The sequence below is a fragment of the Terriglobales bacterium genome, from assembly GCA_035561515.1.
Classification (GTDB): Bacteria; Acidobacteriota; Terriglobia; order Terriglobales; family Acidobacteriaceae; genus DATMXP01.
This window is the reverse complement of sequence record DATMXP010000047.1, coordinates 76035-87823: the sequence shown is the minus strand read 5'-3', so window position 1 is coordinate 87823 and position 11789 is coordinate 76035. Positions and strand designations below refer to the sequence as shown.

The following is an 11789-nucleotide window of genomic DNA, read 5'->3' as shown; positions in this document are numbered from 1 at the left end:
ACACGGAAGGGGTGGGAGGGGATATTGGGGGCGCTGGAGAAACGGCTAGGGGTTTCGCCCTGAACACCTGTGGTTACTGCGAAGTACAGAGGTCCTTCGGCTTCGCCTCAGGATGACGATCGGTGTGAGCACAGCGTTTAGCGTGAACACCTGTGCTGAGCGCACGCCAAGTGCATAGGTCCTTCGGCTTCGCCTCAGGATGACATCGGGGTGGGCACATTGCCACGCGTGAGCATCTGGGCTGTGCGCACGCCAAAGTGCATGGGTCCTTCGGCTTCGCCTCAGGATGACAATCAGTGTGGGCACATCGCCACGCGTGAGGACCGGTGCTGTGCACACGCCAAGTGCATGGGTGCTTCGGCTTCGCCTCAGGATGACAATCAGTGTGGGCACATTGCCACGCGTGAGCATCTGGGCTGTGCGCACGCCAAAGTGCATGGGTCCTTCGGCTTCGCCTCAGGATGACAATCGGTGCGAGCACAGCCGCTCGCGTGAGCATCTGGGCTGTGCGCACGCCAAAGTGCATGGGTCCTTCGGCTTCGCCTCAGGATGACAATCGGTGTGAGCGCGTCCTCATCCGCATGACATCGGTATCACGCTGGCGTGAAGTGCGTCACAGACCGTCCGTGGTGGGCGACGGTAAGGTCATGCCGAGAGCAGCGAACCACCATGTATCGGGGTCCTAAGTTTTATTACGTCTACATCATGACCAACCGCTCGAAGACTTTGTACACCGGGATGACCTCTAATCTCGAGGCGCGGGTTTGGCAGCACAAGAACCATGTCTACAAGGGGTTCGCCTCGAAGTACAAGGTCGACCGGTTGGCTTACTTCGAGCAGTGGCCAGAGCCGGGGCTGGCGATCGGGAGAGAAAAGCAGATCAAGGGATGGACGCGGATCAAGAAGATTGCGTTAATCGTGTCGAAAAACCCGGAGTGGAAGGACTTGAGTGAAGAGTGGGGGAAGCCCCTTCCGCCGCTGGTGCGGAAAGAGCTGCCGAATTCAAATACATAGGTGCTTCGGCTGCGGCTCAGCATGACATCGTTATTAGCGCAGCACCCGTCCTGAACATCTGTGGTTGCTTCCAGCCAAGTGCATAGGTCCTTCGGCTTCGCCTCAGGATGACACCTACACACCACCCAACTCTTTTACTACACACCGGCCAGTGCTTTGGCGCGGCGCTCGGGGTAGAGCGGGTAGGCGTCGGCTAGTTCGTTGACCTGGCGGCGGATGCGCGCGAGGCGATCGGGCTCGGTACGATGGCGGAGCGCGTCGGCGATCCAGTGTCCGATCTGGCGGAACTCAACCTCCTTCATACCGCGAGTGGTGCAGGCCGGTGAGCCGAGGCGGATGCCGCTGGGCTTCATGGGCGGATTGGTGTCGAAGGGGATGGCGTTCTTGTTGACGGTGATGCCGGCTTCGCCGAGGGCCTTTTCGGCTTCGCTGCCGAGCATGCCGGCGGAGAAGACGTCGACGAGCATAAGGTGCGTGTCGGTGCCTCCGGAGATGATGCGGAAGCCTTCTTCGGCGAGCACGGCGGCGAGGGACTTGGCGTTGGCGACGATCTGGCGGGCGTAGTCCTTGAACTCGGGCTGCATGGCTTCGAGGAAGCAGACGGCCTTGGCGGCGACGATGTGGACGAGCGGTCCGCCCTGGTCGCCGGGGAAGACTTCCTTGTCGATGGCGGCGGCGAATTCCTGCTTGGAGAGGATCATGCCGGCGCGCGGGCCGCGCAGCGTTTTGTGCGTGGTGGTGGTGACGATGTGGGCGTGCGGCACGGGCGAGGGGTGCGCGGCGCCGGCGACGAGTCCGGCGAAGTGGGCCATGTCGACCATGTAGAGGGCACCGACTTTGTCGGCGATCTGGCGCATACGGGCGAAGTCGATGGTGCGCGGATAGGCGCTGCCACCGCCGACGATCAGCTTGGGGCGCTCGCGCTCGGCGATCTGCTCAAGCTCGTCGTAGTCGATGGTTTCAGTGTCCTTGGTTACGCCGTAGGGGACGATCTTGTAGGTCTTGCCGGAAAAGTTGAGGTGGTGTCCGTGGGTGAGGTGGCCGCCGTGGGCGAGGTTCAGGCCGAGGATGGTGTCTCCGGGCTTGAGCACGGCGCCGTAGGCTTCCATGTTGGCCGTGGAGCCGGAGTGCGGCTGCACGTTGGCGTGCTCGGCTCCGAAGAGTTGCTTGGCGCGGTCGCGGGCGAGGTTCTCGACGACGTCGGTGAACTCGCATCCGCCGTAATAGCGCTTGCCGGGATACCCTTCCGCGTACTTGTTGGTGAAGACCGAACCCATGGCTTCGAGCACGGCTTCGCTGACGAAATTTTCGGAAGCGATGAGCTCGAGTCCTTCGTGCTGGCGGCGGACTTCGTTGTCGATGGCGGCGGCGACGGCGGGATCAACTTGCGAAAGAGGGCGGGACATCCAGTTGGACATGAAATTGGCTCCTCGGGCGAACTACTAGATTACGCCGTAGCGGCCCATGATGGGAATAGAGCGTCCGGGATGGTGGAAAAGGGCACAAAAGGCGGGGGTGACGAAGGTTGGGCTTGTCACTGCCGTTAGTGCGCCGGAGCACATCGGCAGACCAACACGAAAGACAAGAATTAGCGCCTACTCCCCTTCTGTACAGCAGTCAAAAGTTCAATTTACCGGAGGCGGTTCATGTCTGTGAAGCGGCTCGGTTGTATTGCTGTGCTTATGGGACTGGTCGTGATGTGGGGATGTGGTGGTGACGGTCCTAGCACTCCTACTCTTCAATCGATAAGTATTCAAAGTCCATCGACGTCGGTGGTGCTGGGCCGAACCCTGCAACTGACGGCGCTGGGAAACTACAACAACCAAACGAGTTCTCCGCTGAGCGGAGTGACGTGGACATCGTCGAACCCGGCGGTGGCGACCATCGCGAATGGACTGGTCACGAGCGTGGGCCAGGGAACAACGACGTTGACGGTGACGTCGGCGGGCGTGAGCACGTCGGTGACGATTACGGTGACGGCGCCGGAGGTGACACAGGTCGATGTTGCGCCTGCGACTCAGCAGATCAACGTGGGGCAGACACATCAACTGACGGCAACCGCGCGATACACCAACAACACCAGCGCGGACGTGACGACACAGGCGACGTGGACGTCGGCCGATACGACAAAGGTGAGCGTGGCGGCGGGATTGGTGAACGGCGTCGCGGCTGGGGCGAGCATCACGGTGTCGGCGCAGTTCGGCGGCAAGACGGGAACGGCGAGCATCACGGTGACGGCTCCGGTGCTGCAGTCGCTGAGCATGTCGCCGGTGAATGCATCGGTGGTGCAGGGAACGTCGATCCACATGACGGTGACGGGAACGATGAGCGATAGCAGCGCAGCACCGCCTGCGGCACTCGCGAATATCGTGTGGCAGTCGTCGGACAATGCGAAAGCGACTGTGGTGTCGGAGGTGACGGGACCGGCGATGCAGGTTTCCGGGGTGTCTACTGGACACGTGACGATCACGGCGTCGCTGGGGTCGGTGACGATTTCCACCGGGCTGGATGTGATTGCACCATCGGTGACGCAGGTGGAAATTTCGCCTTCGACGCAAACGATGAACGTGGGGAGCACCTTCCAGTTCACCGCGACCGCACGGTACAACAACGACGACGCGGTGGATGTGACGGGGCAGGCGACATGGGAGTCCTCCGATACGAGCAAGGTGGAGATCGGATACTCGGGAACGGCGGGCCTAGCTTATGGCGTGGCGGCGACGGGCGGAACGAATGCAACCATCTCGGCGACCTTCGGAGGCAAGACCGGAACGGCAGGTGTAGGCGTCGTGGTGCCGGTTACGGTGAACTACGGCGGGTTCGTTTATGCCATGGCGCAGAACTCAACCGATCATGCGCTGCACATATTCACGGTCCAGGATGACGGCAGGCTGAATATCGTGATGAATGTATCGCCGCTGGACATACTGATCTCGTTGAGTCAGAAGCAGGTGCACCTGGCCATGCATCCGAGCAAGGAATTTCTTGCGATCCTGTACCGGCCGGTAACATGCGACTCGACGTCGACGGGATTCTTGGGCCTGTATCGGATCCATACGTTGTCGGGGGTTCCATATCGGGTGCAGGGCTCGCCCTTCGCGCTGGAGAATCCTTGTCCGACGCAGTTGAGTTTCTCGCCCGACGGGAAGCGGTTGTATGTGGCCGACGGCTCGGGGCACACAGCGCAGGAATGCACGACGATGGCGTGCGAGTCGACGATCAAAACGTATGCGTTCAACGCCTTTAGCGGAACGATTGGCGGATCGCAGTCATCGGTGACGATGCCGGGCCGCGATGTGAGCCACATCGCGTTCACACCGGATAGCAAGTATGCGTATGTGGTGGGAAGCGATTCCGGAGGCGATGGCGCAAACGTGATGTATGCGTACTCGGTCGACGCAACGACGGGAGCGCTCACGCAGGTAACGGGTTCGCCGTATGCTCCGTGGAAGTATGGACAGTACGCGACAGTGGATTCAACGGGCACACGCCTGTTCGCGCAGGATGGCAACATTTCGCAGATCCTGTTCTACGACATCGCCGCCGATACCGGAGCGCTTTCCAGTTTCGGAAGCATGCAGAACACCGCAAGCAAGACGATGGCGTTTGATCCGGTGAACCAGTGGATGTACGCGTCGGTGTGGAGCGGAACTGACGCGAGCATATCCAGTTATCAGTACAACCCAACTACCGGGGCGTTGACGTATAAGAAGTCGTTCGCAGAGAGCAGCGAGTGGCCGGTCACGTTGGCTGTGCACCCACTCGGAGGAGTTGTTTATTCCGGAACGAGCAATGGGAAGCTGAATGTGTACTCGGTGGATGCGACAGGCGGCGATGTAAGCAAGTTGCAGTCGAACCTGTTGTGGAAGACCGAAACCACTCCTGACGTGGCGTATGCGCCGAAGGCAGCGAGCGACGGGTTCCTGTTCTCGTTTGGGAACTATAACCCGCTCTCCGCGGTCTTGGTGGACGACACGGGTTCATTCGCCGGAATCCCTTCTTACAGCATTGCCGATCCGAACAACTATGAACCTCAGTTTGTGGTCTCGAATGCTTTGGGACATATGTTCGTCTCGTATAGGTATGGGCTTCCTTCACGCATGGCGAGTTTCCTGGTCAATCGGAACACAGGCTCGGTAACCAAAGCTGGCTCCATCGATTTTCCGTCGAACATACCGAACATAGCCCCTCATCCGAGTGGCAAGTTCGTGTACCTGGTCCAGTATGGCGAGAACTATGAGGTGTTCATCGACAAAGTGGACGTCAACCCCGAAACGGCTGAGTTCACTTCCGGATCCACACGGTTGATAACAATTCCGAATACATATCCGGGAGGGTTCACGAGCGAGGGGATGAAACTAAACTCCGCCGGCACGGTGCTGTACTTTGTCACGCGTGATTACAACACGGTCGATGGAGCGGAAAACATCATCTTCCACGTGCGGACATATTCAGTCGATCCGAACACCGGGGCCCTGACAGAAATGCAGGACGTACACAGCACCAAACGGCTGGTCGAAACCATGACGTTCGACTCGACGGGCAAGTTCCTTTACATCCCGGCATGGGAGTTCGGGACGTACAACGACTCGCTCGAGATCTACAGCGTCGGACAGGATGGAACGGTAGCGTTATCCAGCAGTTTGGCAAGCGGAAAGTTGGCCGAACCACCAACCCGGCTGCGCAGTACGAACGGGTATCTCTTCATCGGTTGGAGCGACTATGGCGGCGGAATCAAGGTCTACAGCGTCAATCCAACGACGGGAGTTCCCACCAAGGTTGCCGAAACCGAGAGGGCAAACTTCCCGGACTTCGTTGTAAACGATGACGGCAGCCGTGTTTACGTGCTCGGTTATGAAGGCTCGTCGCCCGCATTCCAGGCATATCGGGTTGACCTAACCTCGAGCGTCCTGACTAAGACTTCGAGCATAAGCCTCTATCCCAATGGAACGTATCAAGGCATGGTGTACATCAAGAAACCATAGCCTTAATCGGTGCAATTTAAGACCGCCTTCGGGCGGTCTTTCTTTTTAAAGATTGATCCGCATGATCGGGCGCTGTTGCGAGCGGCGCGCCACTTCCTTGAAGCCGGCCTTCTTGAATGTTCCAAGCAGGCCTGTCCAGACGAATGGTGGCGGAAGCTTCTTGTCGACGTCATAGGGATAGCCTTCGACGATCTTTGCCTTGTGCTTCTTAGCGAACACGGCAGCGGCCTTCAGAAGTTCTGTCGAGAGTCCCTGATTGCGGTAGTCCTTACGAATGAAGAAGCACGGAACGCACCAGACAGGCTGGTCGTCGATGGGCGCGAGGACGCGCGAGCCTTCCAGACGCGTGTAGTCAGAGCGAGGGCTGATGGCGATCCAGCCGACTGCTTCTTTTCCGGCATAGGCAAGCAGGCCCGGGGGAACGGCGCCGTTCACGATGCGCTTGAATGCACGCTTGGCTCCGGCGCCTTTCTTGGCGACGAACTCCTTGTGGCGCCAGCGCCATGCCATGCACCAGCATCCGCCGCATGCGCCGTTGTCGCCGAAGAGAATCTCGAAATCGTGCCAGCGCTCGGGTGTCAGCGGCTTGAAGATGAAGGAATTTGCCATATCAGGGCTCGACTTCGCTCAGGCGAGTGACGACTTCGGACCGATCTTCATCGACCCGGAGAGCGGTTCGGAACAGCGGAACGGACAGCAGTCCCTTGTTCTGGGTTCCCACCAGGAAGAAGATCTGAAAACCGTTCGTACTGGAGCTTGATCTCTCGCGACCGGGTTCGGCGAGATTCAATTGGACGCAGGTGGGAATGTCGCGTTTGCCGTCAAAGATGATTTCTCGCCCGATTTGGCTGCAGTCGTTCATCTCCCAATCGATGCGCCAGTCCTGAAACTTTTCCTCCACCCATCCGGCGAAGGCTCGTCGAGGCAACGCTGGATCGAGCATGGAAGCCGTGGTGCGCTTCACCAGCGAGATGGCGCTTTCCTGGGAGAACGACTTGTTCTTCGAAGCGCTGGCCGAAAGCAACAACATGAGCGCACAGAGAAGAACTTTCACACCGTTGGTAGCACCAGAACGCATTGCGGACATTGTAGCGGAGTCAGGACAGCTTGCGCGCGGCCAGTTGCTCGACCAGGTCGCAAGCACGATTAAGGGACGCTTCGCTGTCGATGCGATCCGCGTACTCGCGGCAACGCTTCCGCAATGCTTCGTCGTGCAGCAGTTTCCGCAACGCGGCTTTTACTTTTTCTGCTTTGTATCGAGTCCCGTGAATGCTCACCCCGAGCCCAAGCTGTTCGATACGCCAGCCGTTATCGAATTGATCGTGCCCATTGGGAACAACGAGGTGCGGAATGCCGGCCTTGATGGCCTGGGCGATGGTGCCTATGCCGCCGTGATGGACCAGCAGCGCGGCGCGCGGCAAGACTTCGCTGAAGGGAAGGTACCCGAACTGGCGGATGTTGGACGGCAGGTTGGGCGGAAGCTGTTCGGGGAAGTTGGTGACCATCATGGCGCGAACCGATGTTCCCTCAAGGGCTTTCACGGATTGCTCGAAAAAGCGGTGCAGGGTGGAAGCGGCAGAACCCGGGGTGAAGATGACAGGCGGCTCGCCTTGTTCAAGGAACCGTTCGGCGTCCGGCGGAACAGGGGCATGTCCGGCGGCGTCCCAGAGGACGAAACCGACGCAGTGCAGATTCGCGGGCCAATCGGGTTGGCGCGGAGCAAACCATTCGGGAAAGAATGCCAGCACGAGATCGGGCGAGTGTATCCACTGGTGAAAGATACGGTCGACGGGAGCAAGACCTAGGCTGGCGCGGAACTCGTTGATAGGGCGCTTCAGGTATTTATCGACGACAAACCAATCGACGAGCCGGAAGAATGCTTTCTTGAACCACATGGGCTGCGAAGCGGAGATACGGACGTAACCGGCGAGACCGTTATCGACCTGGCTGCGAACGATGGAGGGCTGCAGGTGCAAGGTCGCGGTAGGGATGCCGAGTTTATCCTGCGCAATGCGCGCACCGAAGGAGATTCCCGAAGCCACGACGACGGTGTTGCGATCCGCGCGCGAGGCGATGGCGTCGTAGATGGCGGGAATCGACGGCACCATCACGCTGCGGGCGATGACTTCGAAACCGCGTCGTGGGTGCCAGAGGTCGGGATTCGCCAAGACCTGTTGAGCCCCTTCAACGGTGCCGACCGGCGCGAATCCCAGACCGAGGTATTCGATCTGCTCCTTAAAATAAGGACTCGTGATGACGGTGGCGCGATGTCCGCGGTCGCGCAATGCCAGAGCGAGCGCAATGGTTGGGTGCACATCTCCGGCACTGCCGAGCGTGGGGAGAAGGACATGCAAGGACTTGCTGGAAGGCGACATTCGCAGGGACCAGAGTAACAAACCTGGCTGCCGAGAGTCGCGGTACGATAGTTGCCATGGAAGTGGGGCAGAGTCCAATCCGAGTATGTGTCGTCGGCGCCGAATCGTCGGGCACGACAACTCTGGCCCGCGATCTCGCGAAGCATTACGACACGGCCTGGGTTCCGGAATACGGCCGCCTGTACACCGAACGACTTCGGCAAAGCGGGATCAATACGTTCTCCTATGAGTGGCGTACGGAAGAGTTCATCCACATTGCCGAACAGCAGCAGAAGGATGAAGACGAGATGGCGGCCAAAGCCAATCGCGTACTCATCTGCGACACCGATGCACTGGCTACAGCGATCTGGCACCAACGTTATGTGGGTACGTGGTCGGCGGAAGTGGAAGAGATCGCCAACCGGCGGCGGTACGCGTTATACCTCCTTACCGATTGCGACATCCCCTTCGAATCCGACGGAGTCAGAGACGGCCAGCATATCCGTCCGTGGATGACCAAGCGATTCAGCGAGGAGCTTACAAAGCGCGGTCTACCGTGGATTCTGCTGAAAGGCCCGCGGGAACAACGGCTGGAGAAGGCGATTACGGAGATCGACCGACTGCTGGTCGAGGCGCAGGGTACGCAGGAACTTGAATCCCAGAGCCCCGCTGAGAAATCATAGATATAAAGGTAGAAATTATTTCTGAGCCAATTTTCTGAAAGAGAGCGTGAGCATGTTTGCATCCATGCGGGATGACATTTCCTGGGTACGAGAAAACGATCCGGCCGCGAAGTCTGCGATCGAGGTCGTGATCTGTTACTCGGGGCTGCACGCGCTCTGGGCCTACCGGATCAACCACTGGCTCTGGCACCGTGGGATAAGACTGCTGGCGCGCATGTTTTCGCAGGCCGCGCGTTGGGCAACGGGAATCGAGATCCATCCGGCGGCGAAGATCGGCAGGCGCTTCTTCATCGATCATGGCATGGGCGTGGTGGTCGGGGAAACGACGATCATCGGCGATGAAGTCACGCTTTACCAGGGCGTAACGCTGGGTGGAACCGGCAAAGAGCAAGGCAAGCGTCACCCGACCATCGGCAATGGAGTTGTCATCGGGGCGGGCGCAAAAGTGTTGGGCAATATCACGGTGGGAGACAACTGCCGAATCGGCGCGGGTTCGGTGGTCCTGCGCAGCGTACCGGCCGACTCGACCATTGTCGGTGTACCCGGACATATCGTGCTGCGGAATGGCAAGCGCGTGATCATCACCGATCCGAAACAGATCAACGATCCGCTTTCGCAGGCACTGGCGGCCGTTGCGTTACAGGTGCGCGAACTGAAACATCGCGTAGAAAAGATTGAGGGAACCGTTCATGACGGTTCCCCCGATACACTGCAAGAAGCTATCGAAATGGATTACCAGATTTAGCTACTTCTTCTCCGCCGGATTCGGGGCAGGTGTTGCCGCCGGTTTTTCTTCCTTCGGCTTAATTGAGAGCAGCTCCACTTCAAAAACTAAGGTTGAGTTCGGCTCGATGGTGGGGGCCTGCCCACGCTCGCCGTAAGCGAGATTGCCGGGAATAAACAGCTGCCACTTGGAGCCGACGGGCATGAGTTGCAGAGCTTCGGTCCAGCCCTTGATGACGCCGCTGACGGGGAAACTGGTCGGTTCGCCGCGTTTGTAAGAGCTGTCGAACTCGGTTCCGTTGAGCAATGTGCCCTTGTAGTTGCAGACGACGGTGTCATTGGCGGTCGGCTTAGGACCGGTGCCGGGGGTCAGGACCTTATATTGCAGTCCGCTGGGAAGGGTAACGACACCTTCTTTCGTCTTGTTGGCGGCGAGAAACGCTTCGCCTTCCTTCTGGTTCTTTTCGCTCATCGCCTTGACCCGCTCCACCATGTGGGCTCGCATTTCCTGCGAAAGCTGATCAAGGGCGGCCTGGGCTTCGGCATCGCTGATTCTCGGCGGCTTGCCGTAAAGAACATCCCTGAAACCGGCAGTGAGAGCTTCGACGTCTACGTCGACCTCCTGGCGCTTGAGATTGGAGCCAAGCGTAATGCCCATGGCGTAGCTGGCCTTCTGCTTCTGCGTGGTCAGCGCAGGCGCGGCAGAACCGGGAGCAGCCGGCTTTTTCGCGGTGGATGCGGCGGCGGGCTTCTTTGCCGTGGAAGCAGGTTTCTTAGGAGCCGGTGAAGTTTGGGCCACGGCGGAAAGTCCAAGGCCAAGGAGGCAAATGACTGCGAGTAAGTTCTTCATGGATGTTCGAACGATGGTAACCGGAAGAGATGCACATGGCAATGACTCCAGCAAACCGGGGAAATGCTAAGTGCAACGCCTGCTGTGACGGGGTCGGAATCACCTGCTAACATTGCGACTCGGTATCCGAGGCAATCTTTATGAAGGACTTTTACATCCGCGACGCAGCCCAGTACGAAAACCAGACCATCACGACGACGTTTGTGGTCGCCGGAAAGCAGATCAAGCCGAAGAAGTCGGGGGACTTATATATCGCCCTCACGCTGGCGGATCGCACCGGGCAAATCGAAGCCAAAATTTGGGACAACGTGCAGGATGCGCTGGACGCCTTCGACCAGGATGACTTCATCAAGGTGAAGGGCCTGCTCAACAAGTACAACAACCGTTACCAGTTGACGGTCCATAAAGTGCGGAAATGCGAAGAGCACGAGGTGGACTTCTCGGATTACCTTCCGAAAACGGAAAAAGATGTCGAGCAGTTGTGGCAGACGGTGCGGGAGTTCGTGGACACCTTCCAGAACGAACAGCTCAAGGCATTGCTGCGGGCGTTCATGAATGATCCGGAGATCGAGTCGCGGTACAAGTGCGCTCCGGCGGCGAAGACGCTGCACCATGCATTCGTCGGCGGCTTGCTGGATCACGTGGTGTCGCTGTTCCGGTCATGCGACCTGGTGTGCCGCAACTATCCGACAATCGACCGCGACCTGCTGCTGACGGGAGCTTTCCTGCATGACATCGGCAAGCTGCATGAGTTGTCGTACGCGCGCTCGATTTCGTACACGACGTCGGGCCAGTTGCTCGGGCACATGATCATCGAACTGGAGATGCTGCATAAGAAGATCGCGCTGGTGCCGGGGTTCAGCGAAGAGCTGAAGATCCTGGTGGAGCACATGATCATCAGCCATCACGGGCAGTATGAGTTCGGATCGCCGAAACTGCCGATGTTTCCCGAAGCGCTGATGCTGCATTACCTGGACGATCTTGATTCGAAGATGGAAAGCATGCGGGCGCAGTTCGAGCGTGAAGCGGAGAACGACGATGCGTGGACCGGTTATAACTCGTCGCTGGGGCGTCCGCTGCTGAACGTGAAGAAGTTCCTAAAAAAGAAAGAAGCAGAACCCGCCGCGGCGGCAGCAGCGACGAACCAGGTGCAGTAAGAAGCGGTTCGACGCTGTGCGGT

At 58.8% G+C, this 11789-nt stretch carries 10 protein-coding genes; 5 read left to right on the top strand and 5 right to left on the bottom strand.

The genetic code is table 11. The features are described 5' to 3' along the window. Window positions 1-669: 669 nt before the first annotated feature. Window positions 670-1014 (top strand): GIY-YIG nuclease family protein, encoded by a 345-nt coding sequence (locus tag VN577_21535; GenBank protein ID HWR17428.1) that lies wholly within the window; start codon window positions 670-672, stop codon window positions 1012-1014. 137 nt (window positions 1015-1151) lie between these two features. Here VN577_21535 and glyA read toward each other — a convergent pair whose 3' ends face one another. Further along, window positions 1152-2432, bottom strand: coding sequence for a serine hydroxymethyltransferase (gene glyA, locus VN577_21530; protein HWR17427.1), 1281 nt, complete (start codon window positions 2430-2432; stop codon window positions 1152-1154). A gap of 228 nt (window positions 2433-2660) precedes the next feature. Here glyA and VN577_21525 point away from each other — a divergent pair, with 228 nt between their 5' ends. Beyond that, window positions 2661-5999 carry an Ig-like domain-containing protein gene (locus VN577_21525; GenBank protein HWR17426.1) on the top strand — a complete coding sequence of 1113 codons (3339 nt, stop codon included), beginning with the start codon at window positions 2661-2663 and terminating at the stop codon, window positions 5997-5999. Window positions 6000-6044: 45 nt separating this feature from the next. On the opposite strand, the gene VN577_21520 is transcribed toward VN577_21525, so the two are convergent. Genes VN577_21520 through VN577_21510 form a run of 3 tightly spaced genes read right to left on the bottom strand, consistent with a single transcriptional unit; the run spans window position 6045 to window position 8353 of the window. Next, entirely contained in the window at window positions 6045-6608 is a 564-nt protein-coding gene (locus tag VN577_21520; GenBank protein ID HWR17425.1) for a GNAT family N-acetyltransferase, read from the bottom strand. Window position 6609: 1 nt separating this feature from the next. Beyond that, window positions 6610-7077: a hypothetical protein gene (locus VN577_21515; protein HWR17424.1), complete on the bottom strand. Its 468-nt coding sequence runs from the start codon at window positions 7075-7077 to the stop codon at window positions 6610-6612. A 19-nt stretch (window positions 7078-7096) separates the two neighbouring features. Next, a complete protein-coding gene (locus VN577_21510; protein HWR17423.1) occupies window positions 7097-8353 on the bottom strand; it encodes a nucleotide disphospho-sugar-binding domain-containing protein in 1257 nt (418 codons plus the stop codon). A gap of 77 nt (window positions 8354-8430) precedes the next feature. Between VN577_21510 and VN577_21505 the strand changes: the two genes are divergently transcribed. Continuing rightward, window positions 8431-9036, top strand: a complete 606-nt coding sequence (locus VN577_21505) for an ATP-binding protein (protein ID HWR17422.1) — start codon at window positions 8431-8433, stop codon at window positions 9034-9036. A 52-nt stretch (window positions 9037-9088) separates the two neighbouring features. After that, on the top strand, window positions 9089-9781 hold the full coding sequence (gene cysE, locus VN577_21500; protein HWR17421.1) for a serine O-acetyltransferase: 693 nt from the start codon (window positions 9089-9091) through the stop codon (window positions 9779-9781). On the opposite strand, the gene VN577_21495 is transcribed toward cysE, so the two are convergent. Then, complete coding sequence (locus VN577_21495; protein HWR17420.1) at window positions 9782-10609, bottom strand: FKBP-type peptidyl-prolyl cis-trans isomerase; 828 nt, start codon at window positions 10607-10609, stop codon at window positions 9782-9784. It abuts the gene before it with no gap. Between the two features lie 140 nt (window positions 10610-10749). On the opposite strand from VN577_21495, the gene VN577_21490 reads away from it, so the two are divergent. After that, window positions 10750-11766, top strand: a complete 1017-nt coding sequence (locus VN577_21490) for an OB-fold nucleic acid binding domain-containing protein (protein HWR17419.1) — start codon at window positions 10750-10752, stop codon at window positions 11764-11766. Window positions 11767-11789 lie beyond the last annotated feature (23 nt).